Genomic DNA, 26,368 nt, shown 5'->3' on the forward strand with positions numbered 1-26,368 from the left:
GCATGACCAGCTCCAGCTCCGCACGACCCAGCCGCCGCCCCACCCGGGGTCGAGGTGCGGCTCAGGGACGTCCGAAGGCTGGCGCGGGACGGCAGAAGTCCGCCCCCGTGGCCAGGCCCCAAGAATTCACCATGCCCGAACCGCTGACCCCGGCCCTGCCGCCGGTGGACGCGTTCGAGGACATGGACATGCCCGAGGCGCTGCTGAAGACCCTCGCCGCCCAGGGCGTCACCCAGCCGTTCCCGATCCAGGCCGCGACCATCCCGAACTCGCTGGTCGGCCGTGACCTGCTCGGCCGCGGCCGCACCGGCTCCGGCAAGACGCTGGCCTTCGGCCTGGCCCTGCTGGCCCGCACCGCCGGCCGCCGCGCCCAGCCCAAGCAGCCGCTCGCGCTGGTCCTCGTACCGACCCGTGAGCTCGCGCAGCAGGTGACCGACGCCATGGCCCCGTACGCCACGGCCGTCAACCTGCGGATCACGACCGTCGTCGGCGGCATGTCGATCAACCGGCAGTCCGGCGCCCTGCGCCGCGGCGCCGAGGTGCTCGTCGCCACCCCCGGCCGTCTGAAGGACCTCATCGACCGCGGTGACGCCGACCTCTCCCAGGTCGCCATCACCGTCCTCGACGAGGCCGACCAGATGACCGACATGGGCTTCATGCCGCAGGTCACCTCGCTGCTCAAGCAGGTCCAGTCCGGCGGCCAGACCATGCTGTTCTCGGCGACCCTCGACAAGAACATCGACAAGCTCGTCAAGATGTTCCTCACCGACCCGGTCGCCTTCTCCGTCGACCCGTCCGCCGGTGCGGTCAGCACGATGGAGCACCACGTCCTGTACGTCATGGACGAGACCGACAAGAAGGCCGTGGCCACGCGCATAGCCGCTCGCGACGGCCGGGTGATCATGTTCGTCGACACCAAGCGCGGGGTCGACCGCATGGTCAAGAAGCTCCTCGCCGACGGCGTCCGCGCCTCCGGCCTGCACGGCGGCCGCTCGCAGCCGCAGCGCAACCGGACCCTCGACTGGTTCAAGACGGGCGAGGTCACCGCGCTGGTCGCCACCAACGTGGCCGCGCGAGGCATCCACATCGACGACCTCGACCTCGTCGTCAACGTGGACCCGCCGACCGACCACAAGGACTACCTGCACCGCGGCGGCCGTACCGCCCGTGCCGGCGAGTCCGGCAGCGTCGTCACCCTGGTCCTGCCCGACCAGAAGCGCGACATGACCCGTCTGATGTCGGACGCCGGGATCTCCCCGCACACCGCGCAGATCAAGTCCTCCGACGAGGAGCTCGCGCGCATCACCGGCGCCAAGGAGCCCTCGGGCATCCCGGTCGTCATGGAGGTGCCGCAGGCCACCCCGCCGCGTCAGCGTTCCGCCGGCCAGGCCGGCGGGGGCTCGGGCTCCGGCGCGCGCCGCCGCTCGGGCGGACCGCGTACGGGCGCCGGCACCGGCGCGGCTCCGGCCGCCGGGGGCGGCCGCGGCCGTCGCACCGGTGGCGGCGCCGCCGGTCAGGCTCCGGCCGCGGGCGGCGGCCAGGCCCGCCGCGGCCAGGGCGGACAGGGCGGCTCCACGGCCGGCTCCGGCGAGCGCGGCCGGCGTACCGGCGGTGCCCCCGCCGGCGGCGCGGCCGCGGCTTCGGCCCGCAGCCGGGTGGGTGGCGCCGGCCAGGGCCGCCGCCGCTCCGCCTGATCCAGCACTTCGTACGCACCCCTGCGCCGGGCGGCAGTCGCCGCCCGGCGCAGGGGTGTTTTCGGCTGCCCAGCGGACCAGCCGCCTAGCGGACCAGCTTCGTCTGGAGCTTCGCCAGGGTCCGCAGGTCCAGGCCGAGGCCGTCGGTGAGGTAGCCGTAGAGGCTGCCGTAGTCGGCCTCCATCTGCGCGGTCGCCGCGTCCAGGTAGCCCTGGCGGACCTCCTGGAGCGGGATCAGCAGATCGGGGTTCTGCATCCGGCCGGACGCCTTGAGGCCCGCCCGCACCTGGGCGTCGTACGCCGCGCGGAAGGTGTTCGAGGCCAGGTAGTCGCGCTCGGCCGCGTCCTTCGGGACGGCCAGCGCGCTCAGCAGGATGTAGCTCATCCAGCCCGTCCGGTCCTTGCCCGAGGTGCAGTGGTACAGCAGCGGGCCCTGGTTCCCGTCGGCGATCTCGCGGAGGGTGGTCGCGAACTGCGCCCGGTTCTCGGGGCTGGTCACGAAGGCGCGGTAGACGTCGCGCATGTACGCCTCGCCGCGTCCCGCGCCGAGCATCTGCTCCTGCTTCACGGGATCACCGCTGCCTATCGCGGACAGCAGCAGCCCGTACAGGCCGTTGTCGTTGACCGGGCGGGCGGTGGAGGCCAGACCGGCGGGCAGCTTGTCGGCGCCGTCGTACTGGACCTCCATGGGAATGCGGAAATCGAGGACCTTCGTGAGGCCCAGACCGCCGACGGCTGTGATGTCCGACGGGGTCAGCTTGCCGAGCGCATCGGCGCGGTAGACCAGTCCCTGACGAACCTGGCCTCCCGTCCAGGTGCGGTAGCCGCCGAGGTCGCGGACGTTGACCGCGCCCTGGAGGGGGATCTGGCGGATCGTTTCCGCCGCCTGTGTGTGCCAGTGGTGACGCGAGGCGGTGGAACCGCCCGCCGGCGCGGCGTACGCGGCGGCGGGCAGGGTCCCGATGGCGAGGGCGGAAGCGAGCACCGCGGTCGCCAGGCGGATTCGGGCACGGCTCATCTGGGGCAACTCCTGTAACGGAGAAGGGGAATCACCCTGGTGGTGGCAGGGTGCCGAGCGGATGCGGGGGGAGGGGGAGATGCTGTGGGGGAGCGAGGCCGTTCAGCCGTTCCAGCACGGCGTACGCCTCGGCCATGACGCGGGTGACGAGCTCCGCACAGGACGGCAGATCCTCGATCACGCCCGCGACCTGGCCCGATGCCATGACACCGAGGTCCGTACGGCCCTCGACCATGGACGCCTTGAGGAGCATGGGGGTGTTCGCGGCGAGCAGCACCTGGCTCCAGGACAGGTCCTTGCCGTGTTTCATCGCGAGGCCGTCCCGGACCATCTCCGCCCAGGACAGGCCCGACAGCTTCTTGAATCCGGCCGCGTGCCGCACCGCCTTGGCCAGCGCCTTCGCCCGCCCGGCCCGCTCCAGGGAAGCGACCAGCTCGCTGCGCAGCATCCGGTGCGGGAGCCCGTCCACGGCCGTGGTGACGGTGACGTCCTTCACGGTCGCCTTCAGGTACTCGGCCTTCACCGCGTCCGGGACCGTCGAGTCGGAGGTCAGCAGGAACCGGGTGCCCATCGCGATGCCCGCGGCCCCGTAGCCCAGCGCCGCCACCAGACCGCGGCCGTCGCTGAAACCGCCCGCCGCGATCACCGGTATGTCCACCGCGTCGACCACCTGCGGCAGCAGCACGGTCGTGGCCACGTCACCGGTGTGTCCGCCGCCCTCGCCGCCCTGCACGATCACCGCGTCGGCGCCCCACGCCGCGACCTTCTCGGCGTGCCGGCGGGCCCCGATGGAGGGGATCACGACCACGCCCGCGTCCTTGAGCCGCGCGATCAGCTCCCTGGACGGGGCGAGCGCGAAGGAGGCCACCCGGACGCCCTCGTCGATGATCAGCTGCGCCCGCTCGGCCGCGTCCCCGGCGTCCGCGCGCAGATTGACTCCGAACGGGGCGTCCGTACGGGACTTGACCTCGTGGACCGCGGCCCGCAGCTGCTCCATCGTCATGGTCGCCGAGGCCAGGATGCCGAGCGCGCCCGCGTTGGCCGCCCCCGACACCAGGCGCGGACCGGCCACCCAGCCCATGCCGGTCTGCACGATCGGATGCTCGACCCCGACCAGCTTGGTGAATGCCGTCTCCATCGTCAGAGCCGCACTTCGCGGTCGCGCAGGCCCTTGGGGTCGATGACCTCGCGGATCAGCCGCAGCTCCTCCGCCGTCGGCTCCCGCGTGTACGGGACCTCCCCGGGCAGGTCCAGCTCGAAGCCGGTCGCCGCCCGGACCTGCTCCACCGTGACCCCGGGATGCAGGGAGACCAGCCGCATGGCGTGGTCCGGGCCGCCGAAGTCGAAGACGCCGAGATCGCTGACCACCCGGGGGAGCCGGTGGAACCGGGCCACCCCGGCCGCCTCCGCGCGGTCGTAGCCCACGCCGCTCACCATGTCGACGCGCTCGACGAACACCCGGGTGGAGTGCTTGGGGATCCAGTAGCTCACCGGATTGTTCAGCGTGTTCACCGGGGCGCCGCGCACCCCGAGGAGCTGGCGGGCGGGCTGCTCCCAGTCCCCGATGCAGGAGATGTTCTGGTTGCCGAACCGGTCGATCTGGCTGGCGCCCATCATCACGTGCCGGCGCCCGCCGGTGACCATCGTCAGGTGACGGCGGTACGGGAGCCAGCCCTCGGCCGAGCCGTCCAGCCCGACCAGCATGGCCTCGCCGTCGGTCAGCAGCAGGTCGGGGGAGAAGGTCCGCTTCGCCAGCCGGGCCCCGAAGGAGGGCACCAGGCCCATCGGGCTGGCCAGCACCTCGCCGTTGTCCCGCCAGGCCTCGGCGCAGGCGATCACGCAGTACTCGGCGCGGGACACCGTGGTCGTCGTGCTCACTTCTGCTCCTCGTGCCAGGCCTGGACGGCGGACTGGTAGGCGTGCTCGCTGCCGCCGGAGAGGAAGCGCTCGGCGAACTCGGGCCAGGGGGTGGTCGCGTACAGCTTCTGGAAGGCCTCGTCGCGGTCGTAGTCGGGGGCGCAGGAGGTGAAGTGCGCGCCGTTCGGGGTCTCCACGACCCCGGTGACCGAGTGGCGGCTGACCAGGAGCGACTGCGGGGGGCCGGACTTGGCGAGCTCCGCGGTCTCGACGAGCTGCTCGCAGGAGACGTAGGCGGTGTCGGCGGCCTCGCAGAAGAGGTCGTCGAAGTACGGGTCGGGGCCCAGGTACTGGGCGTTGCCGAGCCGGTCGGCCCGGTTGAGGTGGACCAGGGCCGCGTCCATGCGCAGGGCGGGAACGGCGACGAACTCCTCCCCGTCGGCGTACGGGGAGGTGACGGTGCGCAGCTCGGGGTTGACGCGCATGACGTCGGAGCCGAGGCCGGCGCGGACGGGCAGGAAGGGCATCCGGTTGGCGGCCGCGTGCAGGCCCCACATGAACATGGCCTCGTCCAGCTCGGTGAGGGCGAAGGCCCGGCTCTCGCGGGCGGCCCGGTAGTGCGGCTCCAGCGGGATGGAGTCGAGGGTGACGAAGGGGGTGACCAGCGTGCGGATCCGGCCGGCGGCGGCCAGCAGGCCGACGTCGGGACCGCCGTACGAGATCACGGTGAGATCGGTGATCTCGGAGCGGAGCAGTGCCCGCACCAGGGCCATGGGCTTGCGGCGCGAACCCCAGCCGCCGATGCCGATGGTCATTCCGCTGCTGAGGCGGCCGACCGCCTCTTCGGGAGTCATGCTCTTGTCGGTCATGCCGATTCCGCCTTTGCTCCGCCGGTCTCTGTGGTTCCGGTGGGTCCGTCGCCGCCGAAGGTGTCGCGGACCCGGTCGGCCACGCCGCTGAGGTTGGCCTCGAAGGTGAAGCCCTGCTCGAAGCGGTAGCTGCGCCGCACGTCCACGGGGTCGATTCCGTTGATGGCCGCCTTGGCGAGCCGGATGAGGTAGCCGTCCTTCTTCGCGATCTCGGCGGCCAGCTCCAGGGCGGCCGCCCGCAGTTCGCCCCGGGGGACCACCTTCCACACCGAGCCGTGCGCGTGCAGTTCGGCGGCGGTGGCGGTGCGCGAGGTGTAGTAGAGGGTGCGCATCATGTGCTGCGGGACGAGCCGGGCCAGGTGGGTGGCGGCCCCGAGGGCGCCCCGGTCCAGTTCCGGCAGTCCGAAGGTCGCGTCCTCGGAGGCGACGATGGCGTCGGCGTTGCCGACCAGGCCGATCCCGCCGCCGAGGCAGAAGCCGTTCACGGCCGCCACGACCGGGACCTCGCACTCGTAGACGGCGGCGAAGGCCTCGTAGCAGCCACGGTTGGCGCCGATCAGCGAGGCGTGGCCGGTGTCGCGCTGCATCTCCTTGATGTCGACGCCGGCGTTGAAGCCGCGGCCCTCGGCGGCCAGCACCACGCACCGGACCTCCGGGTCGCGGCCGGCCGCGCGCAGGGCGTCGGCGAGGTCGTACCAGCCCCGCACGGGCAGTGCGTTGACGGGCGGGAAGTCGACTGTGACGAGTGCGATGCCCTTGTCGGGGCTTGAGGTGGAGACACCCATGAGCGGATCAGCTACCTTTCCACCAAACATTTGTTAGGTGAGGAAGGTAGCAGCCGATGGAGCTCAACGGGAGGGTTGTCGTCGTCACCGGCGGAACCCGGGGCGTCGGCGCCGGGATCGCGCGGTCGTTCCTCGCGGCGGGAGCCGAGGTCGTCGTCTGCGCGCGCCGGCCGCCGGAGGAACCGGTGGCGGTGGAGGGCCGCTCGGCGTCCTTCACCGCCGTCGACCTGCGCAATCCGGCGGCGGTACACGACTTCTTCGGATCGGTCGCCGCCCGCCACGGGCGCCTCGACTGCCTGGTGAACAACGCCGGCGGAACCCCGTACCGGCTGCTCGGGGAGGGCGAGGCCGAGCGTCACGCACGGGTCGTCGAGCTCAATCTGATCGCCCCGATGACCGCCTCGGTCGCCGCGTACCCCTGGCTCCGGGAGACCCGGGGCTCGATCGTCATGATCGGCAGCGTCAGCGGGACCCGGCCCTCGCCGGGCACGGCGGCCTACGGGGCGGCGAAGGCGGGCCTGGAGAACCTGGCCCGCTCCATGGCCGTGGAGTGGGCCCCCGAGGTGCGGGTCAACTCCCTGGTCCTGGGCATGGTGCGGACCGAGCTGTCGCACCTGCACTACGGCGACGAGAGCGGGATCGCCGCCGTCGGCGCGACCGTACCGCTGGGACGGCTGGCGGAGCCCTCGGACGTGGGCGAGGCGGCCGTCTTCCTGGCCTCCGGCCGGGCCGCGTACGTGAGCGGGGCGAGCCTGCTCGTGCACGGGGGCGGCGAACGGCCGGCCTTCCTGGACGCGGCAACCGCGAACAAGCCGAACGAGCCGAACGAGCCGAACAACTAACAACCCGAACGAGTTGAAGAAGGAGAGCTGACATGGGACTTGCCGAAGGCCGTGTGGTCATCGTGACGGGCGCCGGACGGGGGCTGGGCCGGGCCCACGCGCTGGCCTTCGCCGCGGAGGGGGCGCGGATCGTGGTCAACGACCTCGGCGTCGGCCTGGACGGGCTGCCGGGCCCGGAGAGCCCGGCGGCGCTGGTCGTCGCAGAGATCCGGGCCATGGGCGGGGAGGCCGTGGCGCACGGCGGTGACATCGCCACGGCACAAGGCGCGGCGTCGCTGGTCGAGACGGCCGTCTCGACTTTCGGGCGGCTGGACACCCTCGTCAACAACGCGGGGTTCCTGCGCGACCGGATGCTCGTGAACCTGGACGAGGACGACTGGGACGCCGTGATGCGGGTCCACCTGAAGGGGCACTTCCTGCCGCTGAAGCACGCGGCGGCGTACTGGCGGGCCGAGGCGAAGGAGGGCCGGCAGGTCGCCGCCCGGGTCGTGAACACCTCCTCGGGGGCCGGGCTGCTCGGGTCCGTGGGCCAGGGCAACTACAGCGCGGCCAAGGCGGGGATCCTGGGGCTGACCCTGGTGTCGGCCGCCGAAATGGGCCGCTACGGGGTCCAGGTCAACGCGATCGCCCCCGCGGCGCGGACCCGGATGACGGAGCAGACCTTCGCGGACACCATGGCCGCCCCGGAAGCCGGGGCCTTCGACGCGATGGCCGCGGAGAACGTGTCCCCGCTGGTGGTCTGGCTCGGCTCCGACGCCTCGGCGGGGGTCACGGGTCGCGTCTTCGAGGCGGAGGGCGGCCGCATCACGGTGATGGAGGGCTGGCGCCCCGGCCCCACGGCCGACCGCGGAGCGCGGTGGACTCCGTCGGAGGCGGGCGAGGCGACGACGAAGCTCCTGTCGGAGTCGGAGCCGCCGCAGCCGGTGTACGGGGCGCGATAGCGCGGGCCGCGCGGGGGCCGGAGCCGGCGCCGGGGTCGGCGCCGGGCCAGGGCCCCGCCCCGCGGCCGCGGGGCGGGCCGGTGCGGAGCGGGGGCGTTCCGTCAGCCGGTGGCGGGCTACGGCGCGGGCTCCGCGTCGGAGCGGGCGCCGGGCCGCAGGGCCCCGGCAGCGGTGGCGAACTCCGGCTCCCGAGGTTGCCCCGAGCAGCCGGGTCACTTCCCGTACGGGCCTTTCCCGGTGGCCGGGAAAACGGCCTCCCGGCGCCGGAGGCGGGCCGTCTAGCCTCGCCGCACCGAACCCGGCCCCCGTACGCAAGGACCCGCACATGCTCTCGGACCGCCACCGGCTCCACGTCGCACAGCAGCTGCGATCCGCCGAGCACGGGCGGACGCCCGTCGCACCGCTCGGCGCCCGTTTCCCCGGGATCGACACCGAGGACGCCTACGAGATCCAGCTCCTCAACATCCGCCACCGCCTCGCCGCCGGCGACCGCGTCACCGGGCACAAGGTCGGGCTTTCGTCCCCGGTCATGCAGGCCATGATGGGCGTCGACGAACCCGACTACGGGCACCTGCTGCACTCCATGGAGCTGTCCGAGGACACCCTGGTGCCCGCCGCCGCGTACTGCGCGCCGCGCGTCGAGGTCGAGGTCGGCTTCGTCCTAGGCGCCGACCTCCCCGGCGAGGGCTGCACCGTCGCCGACGTCCTGGCCGCCACCGAGCGGGTCGTCCCGGCCCTGGAGCTCATCGACAGCCGGATCGCCGACTGGCGGATCACCATCGCCGACACCATCGCCGACAACGCCTCCTCCGCCGGATACGTCATCGGCGAGGGGCGTGACCCGCGCGAACTGGACCTGAAGGCCGTCGACGCCACCCTGACCAGCGGATCCGACACCCTGGCGAGCGGCCGCAGTGACGCCGTGCTCGGCGATCCGGCCGCCTCCGTCGCCTGGCTGGCCCGCACCGTCGCCCGCTTCGGGGTCCAGCTCCGCAAGGGCCACCTCATCCTGCCCGGGTCCTGCACCCGCGCCGTGGACGTGGTCGCCGGGCGGACGTACACCGCCGAGTTCACCGGGCTCGGCCCGGTGTCCCTCTCCTTCATCTGAGGTGCCATGACGAACACGCTGCATTCGAAGAAGGCGACCGCCGCCATCGTCGGCTCCGGGAACATCGGGACCGACCTGCTCTACAAGCTCCTGCGCTCCCCGCACATAGAACCCCGCTGGATGATCGGCGTGGACCCCGCCAGCGAGGGCCTGGCCCGTGCCCGCCGCGCCGGACTCGACGCCTCCCACGAGGGCGTGGACTGGCTGCTGGCCCAAGACGAGCTGCCGGACCTGGTCTTCGAGGCCACCTCCGCCTCCGTGCACCGCGCCAACGCCCCGCGCTACGCCGAACTCGGCATCAAGGCCGTCGACCTGACCCCCGCCGCAGTCGGCCCCGCCGTCGTCCCGCCCGCGAACCTGACCGCCCACCTCGACCGGGCCAACGTCAACATGATCACCTGCGGCGGCCAGGCCACCATCCCCATGGTGTACGCCGTCTCCCGCGTGGTGCCCGTCGCCTACGCGGAGATCGTCGCCTCGGTGGCCTCCGTCTCGGCCGGCCCCGGCACCCGCGCCAACATCGACGAGTTCACCCGTACCACCTCCCGGGGCATCGAGGAGATCGGCGGCGCCGCCCGCGGCAAGGCCATCATCATCCTCAACCCCGCCGATCCACCGGTGATCATGCGCGACACCGTCTTCTGCGCGATCCCGGCCGACGCCGACCGCGAGGCCATCGCGGCCTCCGTCAAGCAGGTCGCCGAGGACGTGGCCGCGTACGTACCCGGCTACCGGCTGCGCACCGAGCCGCAGTTCGACGACCCCTCCCCGCTCAACGGGGGCACGGCCCGGGTCGCGATCTTCCTGGAGGTGGAGGGCGCAGGCGACTACCTGCCGCCCTACGCCGGAAACCTCGACATCATGACCGCCGCCGCCACCAAGGTCGGCGAGGAGTTCGCGAAGGGGCTGCAGAAGTGACCGGCTACTCGACCTACTCCGACACCCTCGACATCCGGATCACCGACTCCTCCCTGCGCGACGGCTCGCACGCCAAGCGCCACCAGTTCACGGGCGAGGACGTACGGTCGATCGTCTCCGCCCTCGACGGCGCGGGGGTCCCCGTCATCGAGGTCACGCACGGCGACGGACTCGGCGGATCCTCCTTCAACTACGGCTTCTCGAAGACCCCCGAACAGGAACTCATCAAGATCGCCGCCGATACGGCGCGCCACGCGAAGATCGCCTTCCTGATGCTCCCGGGGCTCGGCGTCATGGACGACATCCGCGCCGCCCACGGCAACGGCGGGCAGATCTGCCGGATCGCCACCCACTGCACCGAGGCCGACATCTCCGTCCAGCACTTCGGACTCGCCCGCGAGATGGGCCTGGAGACCGTCGGCTTCCTGATGATGGCCCACTCCACCACCCCCGAGAACCTGGCCCGTCAGGCCCGGATCATGGCCGACGCCGGCTGCCAGTGCGTGTACGTGGTCGACTCGGCCGGAGCCATGGTCATGGACGAGGTCACCGACCGGGTCGCGGCGCTCGTCGCCGAACTCGGCCCCGACGCCCAGGTCGGCTTCCACGGCCACGAGAACCTCGGCCTGGGCGTGGGCAATTCCGTCGCCGCCGTCCGCGCCGGCGCGCTCCAGATCGACGGTTCCACGCGGCGCCTCGGCGCGGGCGCGGGGAACACGCCCGTCGAGGCCTTCGCCGCCGTCTGCCGGAAGATGGGCATCCGTACCGGCATCGACGTCCTGAAGATCATCGACGCGGCCGAGGACGTGGTCCGCCCCGTCATGGACGACGAGTGCACCCTCGACCGCATGGCCCTGCTCATGGGCCACGCCGGGGTCTACTCCAGCTTCCTCAAGCACGCCTACCGGCAGGCCGAGCGCTACGGGGTCTCCGGCGCGCAGATCCTCCTGCGCGCGGGCGAGCGCCGCCTCGTCGGCGGCCAGGAGGACCAGCTCATCGACATCGCGGTCGAACTCGCCGCCGAAGCGCGCTGATCACACCAGCGCCCCACGCACCGTCACCCCCACGCACCGTCGTACCCCCCCGCACCGCCACCCCCGCACACCCACCGCACCGCAGCACGCCCACAACGAAGTGGAGGGCCACCCCGTGACCGCAATCGAAGAAGAGCCCCGCGTCATCGAAGCGGCCGCCGTGCCGACCCGGTTCGCCCGGGGCTGGCACTGCCTCGGCCTCGCCGCCGCCTTCAAGGACGGCGCCCCCCACGAGATCGAGGCCTTCGGCACGAAGCTCGTGGTCTTCCAGGGCGCCGAGAGCGGGGAGCTGAGCGTCCTGAACGCCCACTGCCCCCACATGGGCGGCAACCTCGCCCACGGCACCGTCAAGGGCGACACCGTCGCCTGCCCCTTCCACGACTGGCGCTGGTCCGGGGACGGCCGCTGCGCCGCCATCCCCTACGCCCGCCGCGTCCCGCCGCGCGCCAGGACCCGCGCCTGGACCAGCCTGGAGCAGAGCGGCCAGCTCTACGTCTGGCACGACCCGGAGGGCAACCCGCCGCCGCCCGAGGTCACGATCCCCGTCATCGAGGGCGTCGGCGACCCCGAGTGGAGCGACTGGAGCTGGAACTTCCTGCGCGTCGAGAACTCCAACTGCCGCGAGATCGTCGACAACGTCGTCGACATGGCGCACTTCTACTACGTGCACTACGCCTTCCCGCACTACTTCAAGAACGTCTTCGACGGTCACGTCGCCACCCAGTACATGGAGTCCACCCCGCGCGGCGACGTGGACCTCGGCACCCTCTCCACCGGCGGCGGCCTGCGCTCGGACGCCTCGTACCACGGCCCCTCCTACATGATCGACACGCTGTGGAGCGACATCGGCGGCGGGGTCGAACTCGAATCGGTCCTCATCAACTGCCATTACCCGATCGACGAGAACAGCTTCATGCTCATGTACGGGACCATCGTCAAGAAGCTCCCCGGCATGAGCGACGAACAGGCCGCCGAGGCCGCCCGCCTCACCTCCGAGGGCCTCGCCGTCGGCTTCGAGCAGGACGTCGAGATCTGGAAGAACAAGGCGCGCATCGACAACCCCCTCCTCACCGAGGAGGACGGCCCCGTCTACCAGCTCCGCCGCTGGTACGAGCAGTTCTACGTGGACGCCGCCGACGTCAAGGACGAGATGGTCCGCCGCTTCGAGTTCGAGATCGACACCGCCCGCGCCACCGCCGCCTGGAAGGCCGAGGTCGCCGAGAACCTCGCCCGCCGCGCGGCCGGGACCCCGTGATGACGCCCGTCGCCTGCGGGGAGTGCGGCGCGGTGGTGCTGTGCGAGAAGTTCAGCCCCGCCCACACCCAGGTCCAGTGGACCGAGGAGGCCGCCGCGGCCTGTCCGCGCATCGCCGCCGAGGTCGCGGCAGGGCTCCCCAGCGGCCGCGTCCGCTCCTGCGGGGCCCTGCGCGCGGGCATCGAGGCCGCCGTCCTGGCGGGCCGCCTGGAGGTGCCGGCCGATGTCTGACACCGACCGTCTTACGAGGTACCGCGCCGCGGAGGTACGGAGCCCGGGCCCGGCTGCCGCCCGGGGCGGAGCCACCAGCAGGCTGCTGGTCCGCGTCACGGACCGGATCCAGGAGACCCCCGAGGCGGTCTCCCTCGTACTCGACGCGGAACTCCCTTACCGCCCAGGCCAGTTCCTCACCGTCCGGGTTCCCTCGCCGAGCGGGGAGGACGGCGCGGCCCGCTGCTACTCCCTGGCCGGCTCCCCGCACGCCGGGGACCCGCTGCGCATCACCGTCAAACGGGTCCCCGGCGGCGTCGGCTCCGGCTGGCTGTGCCAGGACGTGCGCATCGGCGACGAGCTGGAGATCCTGCCCCCCGCCGGCACCTTCACCCCGCCCGACCTGGACCGGGACCTGCTGCTCGTGGCGGGCGGCAGCGGCATCACCCCGGTGCTCTCCGTCGCGAAGTCGGCGCTGGTGGCCGGCGCGGGCCACGTCGCGCTGGTGTACGCCAACCGCGACCCCGGCTCGGTGATCTTTCGCGACGAGCTGTGGGGGCTCGCCGAGGAACACCCCGGGCGGCTCACCGTCGTGCACTGGCTGGAGACCCTCCAGGGACTGCCGACCGCCGCGCAGCTGGGCCCGCTCGTGGCCCCGTACGCGGTCCGCGAGGCCTACCTGTGCGGGCCCGCTCCGCTGATGGACGCGGCGGAGACGGCGCTGCTGGCCTCGGGCGGCCGGAGCCGGGCGATCCACCGGGAGCGGTACTTCTCCCTGAACGGGGACGTCTTCGCCCCGGCGGTGGCGGCCCCGGGCGCCGGGAGCGCGGTCCTGCCGCCCGGAGTGGCGGGCGCCGGGCAGGACGCCGCCCCCGCCGGCGGCGCGACCGCGGAGGTGGAGGCGGAGGTGGAGTTCGAGGGGGTCGTGCACACCGTGGACTGGCCCGCCGGGACCCCGCTGCTCGACGTCCTGCTCGCCGCGGGCGTCCCCGCCCCGTACTCCTGCCGCGAAGGCGCCTGCAGTGCCTGCTGCTGCCGGGTGCTGGAGGGGGAGGTGGCGATGGTCCGCAACGAGGTCCTGGCCCCCGAGGACCTGGCCGACGGCTACGTCCTGGCCTGCCAGGCCCTGCCGCTCGGCGACCGCGTCCGCATCAGCTACGACGGCTGAGCGGATCCGCTGAGCGGAGCCGCTGGACGGCACCGCAGAACGGCCGCGGGCCCGGCCCCCTGGCGAGGGGTCGGGCCCGGACTCGTTCACTCGTACGTGGGGGTACCACTACCCACTACATCCACTCGCTGAACCGCAGCCATCCCATCATGTTGTCCATCGCCTGAGCGGAGACCGCCGGCTCCAGGTCCCGCGACGGCGCGGCCGCGGCCCGCCCCGCCCGGCCCGGCCCGTACAGCTCCCGCCACACCGACCGGGCGCAGGCCAGTACCGCCGGCGCCAGCCGGGCCGGGTCGCGCTCGCCGCGGCAGGAGGACACCGACACGGCGGCCACGGCCCGCCCGGCCCCCCGCAGCGGGGCGGCCACGCAGGAGATGCCCCGGAAGCTCTCCTCCCGGTCGTAGGCCACCCCGCGCTCGCGGACCGCCGCCAGCTCCGAACGCAGCGCGAGCGGCCGGGTCAGGGTGCGCGCGGTGCGCGGTCGGAGCCCCTGCGCGAGGACGTGCTCCACCGCGGCGGGATCACTGAAGGCGAGGATCGCCTTCCCGGCGGCCGTGCAGTACGCCGGCATCCGGCCACCGACCCGCGAGGGCACCGAGGTGGCCTCCGAGCCGCCGATCCGCTCCAGGTACACGACCTCGGCCCCGTCGAGCACCGACAGGTGCACCACCCGGCCCGTCTGCTCGTGCAGCGCGTGCAGCAGCGGCAGCGCGGCCCGGCGCAGCCGGTTGTGGTGGGAGGCGAGCGCGCCCAGTTCCAGCATGCGCATGCCCATGCGGTAGTCCCGGCCCTCGCGGTCCAGCCAGCGCAACTGCACCAGCTGGTCGAGGATCCGGTGGGCGGAAGAACGTGGGATTCCGGAGCGGCGCACGACCTCGGTGAGCGACAGCCGAGGCTGTGGCCCCTCGAAGGCGCCCAGCACCTTCGCGGCCTTCTCCAGCAGCGAAAGCGGCGCGAGCTCGGTCTCCGCGACCTGCTCCATGAACTGGTCGAGCACGAGAAAACCCCCTGCGTGAGGCGTTGGGGCGACCCTGCCACGCGGCCCCGGCCGGAGGGAAGCACCCGGAGGGTTCTATTTCATTCAGTAATACTTCAAGTAGTCGGTTCGAGGACCTTCCCGCTCAGCGGGAACAGCTCGTTCCGCGCCCGGAACACCCGGCGTACGTTCCTCGCCATCGATCCCGAACACCCGAAGATCCTTGATCCGAGAAGGGGACACCATGAGTGACGAAGAGGTCCTCGCAGCGGTCCGCGCCCTCGCCCCCGCCCTCCGCGAGCGCAGCGCCGAGGCCGAAAACCTGCGCAAGGTCCCCGAGGCGAGCATCAAGGAACTCGCCGCCACCGGCTTCTTCCGGCTGCTCCAGCCCAAGGCCCACGGCGGGTACGCCGCCGACCCCGCGCTCTTCTACACCGCCGTCAAGGACATAGCCAAGGCCTGCGGCTCCACCGGCTGGGTCGCCTCCGTCGTCGGCGTCCACCCCTGGCACGTCGCCCTCTACGACCCCCGCGCCCAGGAAGAGGTCTGGGGCGAGGACCAGGACACCCGCATCTGCTCCTCCTACGCCCCCACCGGCAAGGTCACCCCCGTCGACGGGGGCTTCACCCTCAGCGGCCGCTGGCACTTCTCCTCCGGCTGCGACCACGCCGACTGGGCCCTGCTCGGCGGACTGGTCACCGACGCCGAGGGCCGCCCCGTCGACATGCGGACCTTCCTGATCCCGCGCTCCCAGTACCGCATCGACGAGGTCTGGGACACCGTCGGCCTGCGCGGCTCCGGCTCCAACGACATCGTCGTCGAGGAGGTGTTCGTCCCCGAACACCGAGCCCTCAGCTTCGGCCCCGTCACCGCCCTCCAGGTACCCGGCCACCGCCTCAACCCCGAGCCGCTCTACCGGCTCCCGTACGCCTCCGTCTTCACCACCACCATCTCCACCCCCATCGTCGGCATCGCCGAAGGCGCCTACGAGGACTACGTCTCCGCCACCCGCGAACGCTTCCGCATCTCCTACGGCCAGCAGGTCGCCGAGGACCCCTTCGCCCAGGTCCGCATCGCCCGCGCCGCCAGCGACATCGACGCCTCCTGGCTCCAGCTCCGGCGCAACGTCTCCGAGCTCTACGCCCTCGCCGAACGCGGCGAGGAACTCCCCACGCCGCTGCGCACCCGGGCCCGCCGCGACCAGGTCCTCGCCACCGAGCGCTGCGTCGCCGCCGTCGACCTCCTCATGGAGAACGCGGGCGGCAGCGCCATGCGCACCGGCCCCAACCCCGTCCAGCGCGCCTGGCGCGACGTCCACACCGGCCGCGGCCACGCCGCCAACGACCCGGAGCGGGCCCTGGTCCTGTTCGGACAGGGCGCGCTCGGGCTCGACATCCAGGACACCATGCTGTGAGCGCGCGGGGATTCACGTACGAGAACACCTCCCGCACCGTCAAGGCGGGTGCCCTGAACCTGCACTTCCATGAGGCAGGCCCGCTCGACGCGCCCGTCGTGATCATGCTGCACGGCGGCGGCCCCGGTGCCTCCGGCTGGTCCAACTTCGGTGGCAACCTGCCCCACTTCGCCGAGCGGTTCCGCACCCTGCTCGTCGACCAGCCCTGCTACGGCCGCTCCGACAAACCGGAACCCGACCGCGACTACTTCGGCTTCAGCGCGAACGCCGTCCTCGCCCTCATGGACGAACTCGGCATCGAACGGGCGCACCTCATCGGCAACTCCCTCGGCGGAGGCACCGCCACCCGGCTCGTCCTGGACCACCCCGAACGCGTCGACAAGCTCCTGCTCATGGGCCCCGGCGGGATCTCCCTCAACCTGTTCTCCGCCGACCCCACCGAAGGCATCAAGCGGCTCTTCGAGTTCAGCCTCGACCCCGAGCCCACCCGCGAGCGGATGCGGACCTTCCTCACCACCCTCGCCCACGACCCGGCGATCGTCACCGACGCCCTCGTCGAGGAGCGCTACGCCCAGGCCACCGACCCCGAAGCCAGGCTCGGCAACGCCCGCATGGGCGCCTCCTTCGCCAAGTGGCCCGAGGCCGCCATGCTCTGGCGCGAAGCGCACCGCATCAGCCGCCCCGTCCTGCTGACCTGGGGCCGCGAGGACCGCGTCAACCCGGTCGACGGCGCCTTCCTCGCGCTGAAGACCATCCCCGACGCCCGGCTGCACGTCTTCCCGCACTGCGGGCACTGGGCGCAGACCGAGGCCGCCGACGAGTTCAACCGCCTCGCCACCGACTTCTTCCTCCACTGAGCTCCGCCCCGATCCCGGCCCCGATCCCGGCCCCGGCCCCGATCCCCGCACCGATCCCACCGAGGAGTTCCCGCATGGACATCCGCGCACTCGGCTACCTCCGCATCGAGACCGCCGACCTCGCCGCCTGGCGCACCTACGTCCTCGACATCCTCGGCATGGCCGAAGCCGCAGGCACCACGGACACCCGCCTCAACGTCCGCATCGACGACCGCACGCACCGCTTCCAGTTCGTCGCCGGAGCCCAGGACCGGCTGCTCGCCGCCGGCTTCGAGGTGGCCAACGCCCGCGCCCTCGAAGACGCCGCCGCCGAACTGGAGGCCGCCGGCCACCCCGTCAAGCAGGGCGACGCCGAGACCCTCGCCGACCGCCGCGTCCAGGGCCTCATCCACTGCGAGGACCCCAGCGGCAACCCCCTGGAGATCTACTGGGGCCAGGCCCAGGACCACACCCCCCTCCCGGCCCGGTACGGCAACCGGTTCGTCACCGGCGGCCGCGAGGGCGGTCTCGGCCTCGGCCACGTCGTCCTGCCCGCCGCCGACACCGAGGCCACCCTCGACTTCTACGAGAACCTCCTCGGCTTCCAGCTGCGCGACTCCATGCGGCTGCCCCCGGTCGCCGTCCCCACCGGCAAGCCCGGCCAGGACTCCTACTGGATGCACTTCCTCAGCCCCAACCGCCGCCACCACAGCCTCGGGCTCTACCCCGGCGCGCTGCCGCCCGGCATCGTGCACTTCATGGTCGAGCTGGAGACCCTCGACGACGTCGGCTACTGCCTGGACCGCATGAACGAGGCAGGCATCCCCATCGCCTCCACCCTCGGCCGGCACTCCAACGACCACATGGTCTCCTTCTACGCCCAGGCCCCCGGCGGCTTCCAGGTCGAGTACGGCTGGGACGGCCTGCTGGTCGACCCCGCCACCTGGACCGCGAAGGAGATCACCGCGGACAGCTTCTGGGGCCACCAGTGGAACGGCTGACCGGCCCCGCCGCCGGCGCGCCCGGCTCCGGAGCCCCGCTCGACGCGGTCGACCCGGCCCTGTTCCGCGAGGTCCTCGGCGCCTTCGCCTCCGGCATCACCGTCGTCGCGGCCCTCGCGGACGACGGCCGGCCGGCCGGGCTGGCCTGCCAGTCCTTCGCCTCCCTCTCCCTCGACCCGCCGCTGGTCCTGCTCTGCGTGGGCAAGGGCTCCTCCAGCTGGCCCAAGGTCCGGGCCGCCGGACGCTTCGGCGTCAGCATCCTCGCCGAGGAGCAGCGCGCCGTCTGCGAGGCGCTGGGCCGCCGCGGCGAGGACAAGTTCGCGAGCGTCGACTGGGAACTCTCCGCCCACGGCGCCGTCCGCGTGAGGGGCGCCCTCGCCACCGTCGACTGCGCCCTCGAAGAGGTCCACGAGGCGGGCGACCACCACCTCGTCACCGCCCGGGTCCTCGAACTGAGCGCCCGCGACGGCGGATCACCCCTCCTCTACTACCGCAGCGACTACGCCACCGGAGCCTTCGGATGACCGCCGAGCACCTCACCGAGCACGCCTACGACGTGGTGGTCGTCGGCTCCGGCGCCGCCGGATTCGCCGCCGCCGTCACCGCCCGACTGCGCGGCCTGAGCGTCCTGATCGTGGAGAAGACCGACACGTACGGCGGTTCCACCGCCCTGTCCGGCGGCGCGATCTGGGTCCCCGGCAACTTCCACCTCGACCGCGCCGGCCTCGCCGACACCCGGGAGAAGGCCCGCGCCTACCTCGACGCCACCGTCGGCGACCGGGTCCCCGCCGCCCGCAAGGACGCGTACCTCAGCCACGGGCCGCGCATGGTCCGGGAGTTCCACGACCGCACCGAGATCCGCTTCATGTACACCCCCGGCTACTCGGACTACTTCCCCGAGGCCCAGGGCGGCATGGCGCAGGGCCGCTCCATCGAACCGTGCATCGTCGACTTCAAACGGCTCGGCGCGCTCGGCGCCTCCATGCGCCGGGCCGGACTGCCCACGTACGGGCTGACCATGACCTCGTACGACTTCCGCTTCCTGAACATGGTCAGCCGGACCTGGGCGGGCCGCAGGACCTCCGTCAAGGTCGGCCTGCGCGCCGTCAAGGCGCTGGCCACCGGCCGCAAGCTGCTCTCCCTCGGCGAGGCGCTCATCGCCCGCATGCGGCTGTCCCTGGAGGCGCTCGGCGGCGAGCTCTGGCTGTCGGCGCCCCTGACCGGCCTGGTCACGGACCCGGCCGGGCGGGTGACGGGCGTACGGGTCCTGCGCGCCGGGCGCGAAGTGACCGTAGCGGCTCGGGGCGGGGTGGTGCTGGCCTCGGGCGGGTTCTCGCACGACCAGGCCCTGCGCGAGAAGCACCTGCCCGCGCCCACCTCCACGGCCTGGACGCACGCCTCGGAGGGCCAGACCGGAGACGCCCTGAAGCTCGGTGAGGAACTGGGGGCCGCCACCGACCTGCTGGACAAGGTCTGGGGCGCGCCGTCGGTGTGCCCGCCGGGGGAGAAGCCCTTCTTCCTCGTCGCCGACCGGGGCATCCCCGGCATGGTCATCGTCAACGAGGCGGGGGAGCGCTACGCCAACGAGGCCCTGCCGTACCACGCGTTCGTGGACCGGATGTACGCCGCCGACCGGCCCGGGGCCTCGACCGTGCCGTCCTGGCTGATCCTGGACGCCCGCTCCAAGGCCCGGTACATCTTCGCCGGCCTCTTCCCCGGGCAGCCCTTCCCCAAGAAGTGGCTGGAGAGCGGCTTCCTGAAGAAGGCCGACACCGTGGAGGAACTGGCCCGGCAGATCTCCGCCCCCGGCCTGCCCGCCGCGATCAGCCGCTTCAACACCTTCGCCGAGGTCGGCACCGACAAGGACCACGGGCGGGGCGAGAGCGTCTACGACCGCTACTACGGCGACCCCACCCTGCCCAACCCGAACCTGGCGCCGATCGAGAAGGGCCCCTTCTACGCGGTCCCCGTCCACCCCGGGGACATCGGCACCAAGGGCGGCCTCGTCACGGACACCGACGGCCGGGTGCTCCGCGAGGACTCCACGCCGATCCCGGGGCTCTACGCCTCCGGCAACTGCTCGGCGGCGGTGATGGGGGAGACCTACCCCGGGCCGGGCGCGACGATCGGCCCCGCGATGGCCTTCGGCTGGGCCGCCGTCAACGCGATCGCCGCCGGGCTGGAGTAGGCCGCCCCGAGCGTCTCGCCGGTCCCGTCCCGTCCGGCTCCTAGGAGAGCTTGCCGTCGTAGTCCGGCAGCTTGACGGTGCGCTCGGCGTGGCCGCCGGCCAGGTCGCTCTGGTTGTTGCCGATGTTGGCGATGATCGTGTAGCCGCGCGCCTCGATCTCGGCCCGCTTGGCCGTCTTGTAGGCGCTGACCTCGCCGAACAGGGCGGGCAGATCGCGGACGTAGAGGCCCGAGACCGGGTAGCCGACCGCCTTGAGGTTGCGCTCGGTCAGGGAGTACACGATCCCCGGGCGGGCGGTGACGAAGAAGATGGCGACCCCGCGGTCGCTCGCGTACCGGGTCAGGTCGCGGACCTGGGCGATCGCGGGGGTCGGGAAGGTCCAGAACCAGTGGAAGTCCGTCTCCAGCGACGAGTTGTCGATGTCGAGGACGATCGCCGGCTTCTCACCGGCCGGCGAGGCGGCGATGCGCTGCTCGATCCCGGGGCGGGCCGCGTCGATGACGGCGGAGACGTCGCGCTGCCAGGTGGCGTAGTCGATGCCGAGGAACACCGCGTTGCCGCCGGGGGCGGAGGCGGTGAGGGAAGCGGTGACGGCGGTCCCGGCCGTCGTGGCCGTCGTGGCGGGGGCCGCGTGGGCGGCGGTGGCCGGAAGCAGGGCCAGTACGGCGGCTGCGGCCGCGGCCACCGCGGCGGCCGTGGTGCGGGTGCGGGTGCTGCGCATGGGGGACGCTCCTCGATCACATGTTGGCATGTACGTGATCAGGCTGGAGATCGCGCGCCCGCATGTCTACTGGCCGGTAAGTAATTTTTCATGGCCGGTCGGTGAACCTCCGTCATGTCCCGTGATGGGTGCCGTCGCCCTGGGCGTCGTCGCCCAGGGTGCCGCGGTCCTAGGTGTCGCATTCCAGCACCGTGCGGCACAGCCCGCAGCGGGCCCGGACCGGCCCGCGGTGTGCGGGCAGCCGCAGTCGCTGCCCGCACACCGGGCACGGGAAGTCCACGCGCGGCCCGGCCGGGTGCTCCTCGAAGCCGTACGGGGCTCCGGGCGCGGCGACTCCGGTCAGGCGGGCCGCCGCGTACCGCAGCCGCTCCCGGCGGCCCGCCGCCGCGAGGGGGGCCCGGCGCAGGTCCCGGTCGGCCAGGGCGCGGCCGCGCACGTACGCCTCGTAGGCCTGCGGGCTGGTGAACCACGCCGAGAGGTCCTCGCCGCCGAGGAACCGGCCGCGCCGGGCCAGGACGTAGCCGAACTCCTCCGGGGTGAGGTAGCCGAGCTTCTGGTGGGTGAGCTCGTCCTCCCGGTAGGCGTCGAGCAGCAGCCAGCCGGCGCCGAGGTAGGCGGCGGCGGTGTCGGTGAGGATCTCGTTGGCGGCGGGGTTGAGGAAGCGCAGGTCCAGGCGGTGCAGCAGCACGTGCGTGACCTCGTGGGCGAGGGCGGCCGCCAGATCGCGGCGGTGCACGCGGAAGCGGTCGTTGACCTCCACGAAGTACTCGGGCCCGGCGGTCAGTTCCACGGTCGCCGCCTCCTCCATCGGCCGGAAGCCCACGATCAGGCGCGCGTCGGGCAGCCGCAGGGCGCGGACCATCGCGGAAGCCACCCGGTGGGCGCCCGGATACAGGTCCTCGGAGGCGGGGAAGGCCGCGTCGGCGGGGGCGAAGGAGGTGTCGTAGGCGCGGATCCCGTCGGCGGACAGCCGCCGGAACAGTGCGGTGAGGGCCGCGCGGACGGTCTCCAGATGAGGAAATCCGTGCTCGATCGGGCTGTCGCGCCGACCGTTGTGCGTCATGGGGTGCCTCCGGCCGGAAGTTGTCCGAAAACGCGTTCTTGATGGGCCCGGTGCGTGCGGTGTGTCATGTACCCGTCACCCACGCGGTCCATCCCACCCGTCACGAGGTGACGCGCACGGCCCAACCCCCCACGAAAGGCAGTGTGTCGACTGTGTCCAGCCTCGTCACCACCCTCAAGCGCGCCCTCGCCGTCGGAGCGGTGGCCCTCGCGGCCGTCAGCCTCCAGCCCGGCACCGCCACCGCCGGCACGGCGCCCGTCGTCGGCGGCACCCGCGCCGCCCAGGGAGAGTTCCCCTTCATGGTCCGCCTCTCCATGGGCTGCGGCGGCGCCCTCTACACCCAGCAGATCGTGCTCACCGCCGCCCACTGTGTGAGCGGCTCCGGCAACAACACCTCCATCACCGCCACCGCCGGAGTCGTCGACCTCAACAGCACCAGCGCCATCAAGGTCAAGTCCACCAAGGTGCTCCAGGCCCCCGGCTACAACGGCACCGGCAAGGACTGGGCCCTGATCAAGCTGGCCAAGCCCATCAACCTGCCCACCCTCCAGATCGCCGACACCAAGGCCTACGACAACGGCACCTTCACCGTCGCCGGCTGGGGCGCCACCCGGGAAGGCGGCGGCCAGCAGCGCTACCTGCAGAAGGCCACCGTCCCCTTCGTCTCCGACGCCTCCTGCCAGGCCTCCTACGACGGCTCGATCGTGCCCGCCGAGGAGATCTGCGCCGGATTCGCCGCGGGCGGCGTAGACACCTGCCAGGGAGACTCCGGCGGCCCGATGTTCCGCCGGGACAACGCCAACGCCTGGATCCAGGTCGGCATAGTCAGCTGGGGCGAGGGCTGCGCACGCCCCGACTACCCCGGCGTCTACACGGAGGTCTCCACCTTCGCGGCGGCGATCAAGAGCGCGGCCGCCACGCTCTGACCGGCCCCCGGGCCTCCCGCAAGGCCTCCCGCAGGGCCTCCCGCAGGTCTTCCGGCCCGTCCGCCCCGTCGGATGGTGGCCGAAAGAATGAGGCGTGATGCACCACATGTCCGTAACGTCGACCGAAGTCCCGTGAGGCCGGAACGATGCCGTTCCGGCCTTGCGGCGTGCTCCCGGCGCTCTGCCGTGCGGTTGCGGGCCGAGGCGCCCGCAGGTCCCATGGAGAGATCCCACCGCGTGGGAACGCCGGGGAAACCGGGACGGCACAGGCAACGGGCGACAGTGGGGCAGGCGGCGCATGACGATCAGAGTGATCATCGCGGACGACCAGGAGATGGTCAGGACCGGCTTCCGGATGATCCTCGAAAGCCAGCCCGACATCGAGGTGGTCGCCGACGTGGAAGACGGCGAAGCGGCCCTCGCGGCCGTCGCCGAACACCGGCCCGACGTCCTGCTCCTCGACATCCGCATGCCCAAACTCGACGGGCTCGAAGTCACCCGCCGGCTGTCGGGCCGCGACACCCCCCGCATCGTCATCGTCACCACCTTCGACCTCGACGAGTACGTCCACGCGGCGCTCCAGGGCGGAGCGTCCGGCTTCCTCCTCAAAGACGCGAGCCCGGCCATGCTGGTTGAAGCGGTACGGGCGGCAGCCGTCGGAGACTCCCTCGTCTCACCCGCCATCACCGTCCGGTTGCTGCGCGAAATGGCCCACCGCACCCCGGCGGCCGCCGCGGCCGCCCGCCGCCCGGCGGAACCCCTGACGGACCGGGAACGCGAGGTCGTACGCTGCCTCGCGCGCGGCCTGACCAACGCCGAGATCGCCGGGGAACTCTTCGTCTCCCTCTCTACGGTCAAGACCCACCTGGCCAACGTCCAGGCCAAACTGGACGCCCGCAACCGCGTGGAAATCGCCGCCTGGGCCTGGGAAAGCGGCCTGGCGGGCACCCCGGCGTGACCCACCCCCGCCCCGATCCCACCCGCGGCGCGCCCCCTACGGGACGGACCCCGCTACGCGGGCGGTGCTGCGCCGCGGGCCGGATCCCGCCGCGCGGGCGGTGCGGCGCCGCGGGAGGGACCTGGCCGTGCGGGCGGTCGGGCGCCGCGGGGCGGAAGCCGTCCTGTCGATGCACGGGTGCTCCGCGTCAGGGCCGGCCGCGTGACCGTTCGGCCGTTGGGGGGCAGAGCCGGCCGTGTCGCCGTTCGAGTTCCGCGGGGCGGGGTCGGCTGCGCCGTCCGGCACGGGCCGCCGGGCAGAATCCGCTGCGCCGTTCGGGCGCCGCTCTTGAGGACCGGCCCCGTCGGCGTTCGCACACCGACGGGCACAATCAGCCTCGCCGGCGTTTGAGGCACGGGGTCCGGGGCGGCGACCCGGGAAGCCGGCGCACGCCGTCTCCGACGCCCCCGACCCCCACGGGTGCGGGCAGCGCCCCGCCGAACCACGGCCCCCGCCTGCGCCGAAGCCCCCACGCCCCCGGCGAAGCCGCCCACCTGCTCGGCGGTGCCGCGCGTGCGGAGCCTCGTACGGCTGGTGGAGTCGCCTACCTCTCGGGTGGTGCCGCGCGCTCGGAGCCCCGTACCGCTGGTGGAGCGGCCTACCTCCCCTGCGGTGCCGCGCGTGCGGAGCCCCGTGCAACCGGCGGAGCCCTCCGCAGAGGCCCCGCGTGAGTCCCCTGGGGCCCTGGGCCCGTCGTCACCCCCATGCCGCGGACTGGATCCGGATCCTCCTCTCCGTCACTCTCCTCTCCCTGGTCACCTTCGAGGGCGTCGTCCTCGCCCGTCAGCCCAGCACCCCGCACGCCGCCGTCTGGGTGTCCGGCGTCCTCGTCTGCCTCAGCGCCGCGCCCTGGCCGCGCATCCCGCTCCTCACCCGCGCGTGGTTCGCTTCCGCCGTCACCTGGGCCGTCACCCTCTCCCTGCTCTTCAGCCACCACCCCCTCGTCGTCTGGGGCGGCGGCGAAGCCATCGCCCTGCTCGTCCTCCTCACCCAGGTCCTGCTCCGCGCCCCCGCCCGTACCGCCGCCGTCCTCGGCCCCCTCCTCGCCCTCGGCTCCATGGCCGCGCCCGTCCGCGACGCGGACCCGGGCCGCTTCACCCTGCTCTTCTCCGTGCTCGCCGTCGTCGTCACCGCGTACTCCCTCCTCCTGCGCCTGCAGTCCGTCCAGCGCGTGCGCGAGCTGCGCGCCGTACGCAGTGCCGAGCGCCTGGAGCTGGCCCGCGAGCTCCACGACCTCGTCGCCCACCACGTGACGGGGATCGTGGTCGAGGCGCGCGCCGCCCGTTACACCAAGGTCTCCGCCGAACGCGCCGCCGAGATCTTCGGCCGCATCGAGACCGCCGGGGACGAGGCGCTCGGCTCCATGCGCCGCCTGGTCAAGATCCTCCGCGAGGGCGCCGACGACTCCGCCCCGGAGGTCGGCAAGGGCGCCGGCCAGGCAGGCGGCTCCGCCGGTACCGCCCCCGTCGCAGGCCTCCGCGAGATCCGCGGCCTGACGGAACGGTTCGCCGCCACCGGCCCGCCCGTCGTCCTCTACGTGGAGGAGGGCCTGGAGGCCCGGCTCCCCGCCGACGTCGCCGCCACCGCCCACCGCATCGTCCTCGAAGCCCTCACCAACATCGGCAAGCACGCGGCCACCGCGACCGCCGTCCGGATCGGCCTGCGCACGGTCCCGGCGGGCCTGGAGGTCCGGATCGCCGACGACGGCGGCCGGCCCGCGAAACTCTCCGAGAACGCCCGCGGCGGCGGTTACGGCCTCGTCGGCATGGCCGAACGCGCCGAAGCCCTCGGCGGCTCCCTCACCGCCGGCCCCGCCCCCGAAGGCGGCTGGCTGGTCACGGCGCTGCTCCCGCTCTGAACCTCCCCGATCCGATCCAACCCGCCCGACCCACTTGTCGATTATCGATATGGTCGTCTAGTCTCAGGCATATCGAAAATCGATAGGGGGGAACGCGATGAACACGCGATTCACGAAGATCCTGGCCACCCTGACCTTCGGGCTGGCGATGCTCTGGGGGCTCACTTTCATCGGCACGGCCGTCTCGCACCTGACCGACGACGGGGCGGTCTGCGTACAAACCGGCTTCTGGGCCAACGCCACACTGGAGGGCGGCCTGCCGGTCGGCGAAGGGGTGGACGCCTCCAGCAGCGAAGCGCGGCTCTGCCAGAACGCCCCCTCGGCGGCCCAACGCGCCGCCGACCTCGGGGGAGGGCTGCCCTGGATGCTGTTCGCCTCCCTCGCGCTGCTGCTCTTCTCCCGCCTGCTGGACGCCGTCGTGTCGGAAGGGCCGTTCACCGACAAGACGGCGCGACGGCTCACCGTCCTCGGCTGGTTCGTCACCGTGGGCACACCGATCGCGGGCCTCGTCGTAGGGTGGTCGCAAGCCTGGCTCGCCGACAGCATGGTGTCCACGGAGATGTTCGGGCCGGAGATCTCAGGGCCGCAGGTGCTCATCCTCGCCGGCCTCGCCGCCGTCATCATGGGGAAGATCATGCGCGAGGGCGTGCGCATGCGAGAGGACCTCGAAGGGACCATTTGATGCCCGAA

The 26,368-nt window shown here is 72.8% G+C and carries 26 protein-coding genes; 18 read left to right on the forward strand and 8 right to left on the reverse strand.

Annotated elements, in window-relative coordinates; genetic code table 11:
* The first annotated feature begins 2 nt into the window (after positions 1–2).
* The gene (locus OG730_RS30585) at positions 3–1,694 is read left to right on the forward strand and encodes a DEAD/DEAH box helicase (protein WP_327307252.1); all 1,692 of its coding nucleotides are present in this window, start codon (positions 3–5) and stop codon (positions 1,692–1,694) included.
* Positions 1,695–1,779: 85 nt separating this feature from the next.
* On the opposite strand, the gene OG730_RS30590 is transcribed toward OG730_RS30585, so the two are convergent.
* Genes OG730_RS30590 through OG730_RS30610 form a run of 5 tightly spaced genes read right to left on the reverse strand, consistent with a single transcriptional unit; the run spans position 1,780 to position 6,223 of the window.
* Positions 1,780–2,712 (reverse strand): tyrosine-protein phosphatase, encoded by a 933-nt coding sequence (locus tag OG730_RS30590; protein WP_327307253.1) that lies wholly within the window; start codon positions 2,710–2,712, stop codon positions 1,780–1,782.
* A 31-nt stretch (positions 2,713–2,743) separates the two neighbouring features.
* Positions 2,744–3,850: an NAD(P)H-dependent flavin oxidoreductase gene (locus tag OG730_RS30595; protein WP_327307254.1), complete on the reverse strand. Its 1,107-nt coding sequence runs from the start codon at positions 3,848–3,850 to the stop codon at positions 2,744–2,746.
* A 2-nt stretch (positions 3,851–3,852) separates the two neighbouring features.
* Positions 3,853–4,590, reverse strand: coding sequence for a CoA-transferase subunit beta (locus tag OG730_RS30600; RefSeq protein WP_327307255.1), 738 nt, complete (start codon positions 4,588–4,590; stop codon positions 3,853–3,855).
* On the reverse strand, positions 4,587–5,438 hold the full coding sequence (locus OG730_RS30605) for a CoA transferase subunit A (RefSeq protein ID WP_327307256.1): 852 nt from the start codon (positions 5,436–5,438) through the stop codon (positions 4,587–4,589). The genes OG730_RS30600 and OG730_RS30605 overlap by 4 nt, the downstream gene beginning before the upstream one ends.
* Positions 5,435–6,223 carry an enoyl-CoA hydratase family protein gene (locus tag OG730_RS30610; RefSeq protein ID WP_327307257.1) on the reverse strand — a complete coding sequence of 263 codons (789 nt, stop codon included), beginning with the start codon at positions 6,221–6,223 and terminating at the stop codon, positions 5,435–5,437. The genes OG730_RS30605 and OG730_RS30610 overlap by 4 nt, the downstream gene beginning before the upstream one ends.
* A 56-nt stretch (positions 6,224–6,279) precedes the next feature.
* Between OG730_RS30610 and OG730_RS30615 the strand changes: the two genes are divergently transcribed.
* The 8 genes from OG730_RS30615 to OG730_RS30650 all read left to right on the forward strand — a co-directional run bounded on the left by OG730_RS30615 (position 6,280) and on the right by OG730_RS30650 (position 13,698).
* Entirely contained in the window at positions 6,280–7,065 is a 786-nt protein-coding gene (locus OG730_RS30615; protein WP_327307258.1) for an SDR family oxidoreductase, read from the forward strand.
* 32 nt (positions 7,066–7,097) lie between these two features.
* On the forward strand, positions 7,098–8,006 hold the full coding sequence (locus tag OG730_RS30620; protein ID WP_327307259.1) for an SDR family oxidoreductase: 909 nt from the start codon (positions 7,098–7,100) through the stop codon (positions 8,004–8,006).
* A 325-nt stretch (positions 8,007–8,331) separates the two neighbouring features.
* Positions 8,332–9,114 carry a 2-keto-4-pentenoate hydratase gene (locus OG730_RS30625; RefSeq protein WP_327307260.1) on the forward strand — a complete coding sequence of 261 codons (783 nt, stop codon included), beginning with the start codon at positions 8,332–8,334 and terminating at the stop codon, positions 9,112–9,114.
* Between the two features lie 6 nt (positions 9,115–9,120).
* The gene (locus OG730_RS30630; protein WP_327307261.1) at positions 9,121–10,032 is read left to right on the forward strand and encodes an acetaldehyde dehydrogenase (acetylating); all 912 of its coding nucleotides are present in this window, start codon (positions 9,121–9,123) and stop codon (positions 10,030–10,032) included.
* A complete protein-coding gene (gene dmpG, locus OG730_RS30635; protein WP_327307262.1) occupies positions 10,029–11,066 on the forward strand; it encodes a 4-hydroxy-2-oxovalerate aldolase in 1,038 nt (345 codons plus the stop codon). Before OG730_RS30630 ends, dmpG begins: the two co-directional genes overlap by 4 nt.
* A gap of 115 nt (positions 11,067–11,181) precedes the next feature.
* Complete coding sequence (locus OG730_RS30640) at positions 11,182–12,321, forward strand: 3-ketosteroid-9-alpha-monooxygenase, oxygenase component (protein ID WP_327307263.1); 1,140 nt, start codon at positions 11,182–11,184, stop codon at positions 12,319–12,321.
* On the forward strand, positions 12,321–12,551 hold the full coding sequence (locus OG730_RS30645) for a ferredoxin (protein ID WP_327307264.1): 231 nt from the start codon (positions 12,321–12,323) through the stop codon (positions 12,549–12,551). The genes OG730_RS30640 and OG730_RS30645 overlap by 1 nt, the downstream gene beginning before the upstream one ends.
* A complete protein-coding gene (locus OG730_RS30650) occupies positions 12,544–13,698 on the forward strand; it encodes a 2Fe-2S iron-sulfur cluster-binding protein (protein WP_327307265.1) in 1,155 nt (384 codons plus the stop codon). The genes OG730_RS30645 and OG730_RS30650 overlap by 8 nt, the downstream gene beginning before the upstream one ends.
* A gap of 115 nt (positions 13,699–13,813) precedes the next feature.
* Here OG730_RS30650 and OG730_RS30655 read toward each other — a convergent pair whose 3' ends face one another.
* Positions 13,814–14,695, reverse strand: coding sequence for an IclR family transcriptional regulator (locus tag OG730_RS30655; protein WP_327307266.1), 882 nt, complete (start codon positions 14,693–14,695; stop codon positions 13,814–13,816).
* Between the two features lie 223 nt (positions 14,696–14,918).
* On the opposite strand from OG730_RS30655, the gene hsaA reads away from it, so the two are divergent.
* From hsaA to OG730_RS30680, 5 genes are all read left to right on the forward strand, one after another.
* Positions 14,919–16,088 carry a 3-hydroxy-9,10-secoandrosta-1,3,5(10)-triene-9,17-dione monooxygenase oxygenase subunit gene (hsaA, locus tag OG730_RS30660; RefSeq protein WP_327307267.1) on the forward strand — a complete coding sequence of 390 codons (1,170 nt, stop codon included), beginning with the start codon at positions 14,919–14,921 and terminating at the stop codon, positions 16,086–16,088.
* Positions 16,085–16,945: a 4,5:9,10-diseco-3-hydroxy-5,9,17-trioxoandrosta-1(10),2-diene-4-oate hydrolase gene (gene hsaD, locus OG730_RS30665; protein WP_327307268.1), complete on the forward strand. Its 861-nt coding sequence runs from the start codon at positions 16,085–16,087 to the stop codon at positions 16,943–16,945. Before hsaA ends, hsaD begins: the two co-directional genes overlap by 4 nt.
* A gap of 74 nt (positions 16,946–17,019) precedes the next feature.
* The gene (locus OG730_RS30670; protein ID WP_327307269.1) at positions 17,020–17,925 is read left to right on the forward strand and encodes a VOC family protein; all 906 of its coding nucleotides are present in this window, start codon (positions 17,020–17,022) and stop codon (positions 17,923–17,925) included.
* Entirely contained in the window at positions 17,913–18,449 is a 537-nt protein-coding gene (locus OG730_RS30675; protein WP_327307270.1) for a flavin reductase family protein, read from the forward strand. Before OG730_RS30670 ends, OG730_RS30675 begins: the two co-directional genes overlap by 13 nt.
* Positions 18,446–20,113, forward strand: a complete 1,668-nt coding sequence (locus tag OG730_RS30680; RefSeq protein ID WP_327307271.1) for an FAD-dependent oxidoreductase — start codon at positions 18,446–18,448, stop codon at positions 20,111–20,113. The genes OG730_RS30675 and OG730_RS30680 overlap by 4 nt, the downstream gene beginning before the upstream one ends.
* 40 nt (positions 20,114–20,153) lie before the next feature.
* Here the strand turns inward: OG730_RS30680 and OG730_RS30685 are convergent, their stop codons facing one another.
* Both OG730_RS30685 and OG730_RS30690 read right to left on the reverse strand, forming a co-directional pair.
* On the reverse strand, positions 20,154–20,834 hold the full coding sequence (locus OG730_RS30685; RefSeq protein WP_327307272.1) for an HAD family acid phosphatase: 681 nt from the start codon (positions 20,832–20,834) through the stop codon (positions 20,154–20,156).
* Between the two features lie 169 nt (positions 20,835–21,003).
* Positions 21,004–21,897 carry a hypothetical protein gene (locus OG730_RS30690; protein WP_327307273.1) on the reverse strand — a complete coding sequence of 298 codons (894 nt, stop codon included), beginning with the start codon at positions 21,895–21,897 and terminating at the stop codon, positions 21,004–21,006.
* Between the two features lie 143 nt (positions 21,898–22,040).
* Between OG730_RS30690 and OG730_RS30695 the strand changes: the two genes are divergently transcribed.
* The 4 genes from OG730_RS30695 to OG730_RS30710 all read left to right on the forward strand — a co-directional run bounded on the left by OG730_RS30695 (position 22,041) and on the right by OG730_RS30710 (position 26,360).
* A complete protein-coding gene (locus tag OG730_RS30695; protein WP_442815057.1) occupies positions 22,041–22,823 on the forward strand; it encodes a serine protease in 783 nt (260 codons plus the stop codon).
* Positions 22,824–23,121: 298 nt separating this feature from the next.
* The gene (locus tag OG730_RS30700) at positions 23,122–23,781 is read left to right on the forward strand and encodes a response regulator (RefSeq protein WP_327307274.1); all 660 of its coding nucleotides are present in this window, start codon (positions 23,122–23,124) and stop codon (positions 23,779–23,781) included.
* A gap of 706 nt (positions 23,782–24,487) precedes the next feature.
* On the forward strand, positions 24,488–25,678 hold the full coding sequence (locus OG730_RS30705; RefSeq protein ID WP_327307275.1) for a sensor histidine kinase: 1,191 nt from the start codon (positions 24,488–24,490) through the stop codon (positions 25,676–25,678).
* 97 nt (positions 25,679–25,775) lie between these two features.
* Positions 25,776–26,360 carry a DUF2975 domain-containing protein gene (locus OG730_RS30710; protein ID WP_327307276.1) on the forward strand — a complete coding sequence of 195 codons (585 nt, stop codon included), beginning with the start codon at positions 25,776–25,778 and terminating at the stop codon, positions 26,358–26,360.
* Positions 26,361–26,368 lie beyond the last annotated feature (8 nt).

Source organism: Streptomyces sp. NBC_01298 (genome assembly GCF_035978755.1).
GTDB lineage: Bacteria > Actinomycetota > Actinomycetes > Streptomycetales > Streptomycetaceae > Streptomyces.

Coding starts and splice junctions, on each gene's coding strand:
- OG730_RS30585 (WP_327307252.1), top strand. CDS start 3: ATGACCAGCTCCAGCTCCGCACGACCCAGCCGCCGCCCCACCCGGGGT.
- OG730_RS30590 (WP_327307253.1), bottom strand. CDS start 2,712: ATGAGCCGTGCCCGAATCCGCCTGGCGACCGCGGTGCTCGCTTCCGCC.
- OG730_RS30595 (WP_327307254.1), bottom strand. CDS start 3,850: ATGGAGACGGCATTCACCAAGCTGGTCGGGGTCGAGCATCCGATCGTG.
- OG730_RS30605 (WP_327307256.1), bottom strand. CDS start 5,438: ATGACCGACAAGAGCATGACTCCCGAAGAGGCGGTCGGCCGCCTCAGC.
- OG730_RS30610 (WP_327307257.1), bottom strand. CDS start 6,223: ATGGGTGTCTCCACCTCAAGCCCCGACAAGGGCATCGCACTCGTCACA.
- OG730_RS30615 (WP_327307258.1), top strand. CDS start 6,280: ATGGAGCTCAACGGGAGGGTTGTCGTCGTCACCGGCGGAACCCGGGGC.
- OG730_RS30620 (WP_327307259.1), top strand. CDS start 7,098: ATGGGACTTGCCGAAGGCCGTGTGGTCATCGTGACGGGCGCCGGACGG.
- OG730_RS30625 (WP_327307260.1), top strand. CDS start 8,332: ATGCTCTCGGACCGCCACCGGCTCCACGTCGCACAGCAGCTGCGATCC.
- OG730_RS30630 (WP_327307261.1), top strand. CDS start 9,121: ATGACGAACACGCTGCATTCGAAGAAGGCGACCGCCGCCATCGTCGGC.
- OG730_RS30645 (WP_327307264.1), top strand. CDS start 12,321: ATGACGCCCGTCGCCTGCGGGGAGTGCGGCGCGGTGGTGCTGTGCGAG.
- OG730_RS30650 (WP_327307265.1), top strand. CDS start 12,544: ATGTCTGACACCGACCGTCTTACGAGGTACCGCGCCGCGGAGGTACGG.
- hsaA (WP_327307267.1), top strand. CDS start 14,919: ATGAGTGACGAAGAGGTCCTCGCAGCGGTCCGCGCCCTCGCCCCCGCC.
- OG730_RS30670 (WP_327307269.1), top strand. CDS start 17,020: ATGGACATCCGCGCACTCGGCTACCTCCGCATCGAGACCGCCGACCTC.
- OG730_RS30680 (WP_327307271.1), top strand. CDS start 18,446: ATGACCGCCGAGCACCTCACCGAGCACGCCTACGACGTGGTGGTCGTC.
- OG730_RS30685 (WP_327307272.1), bottom strand. CDS start 20,834: ATGCGCAGCACCCGCACCCGCACCACGGCCGCCGCGGTGGCCGCGGCC.
- OG730_RS30690 (WP_327307273.1), bottom strand. CDS start 21,897: ATGACGCACAACGGTCGGCGCGACAGCCCGATCGAGCACGGATTTCCT.
- OG730_RS30700 (WP_327307274.1), top strand. CDS start 23,122: ATGACGATCAGAGTGATCATCGCGGACGACCAGGAGATGGTCAGGACC.
- OG730_RS30710 (WP_327307276.1), top strand. CDS start 25,776: ATGAACACGCGATTCACGAAGATCCTGGCCACCCTGACCTTCGGGCTG.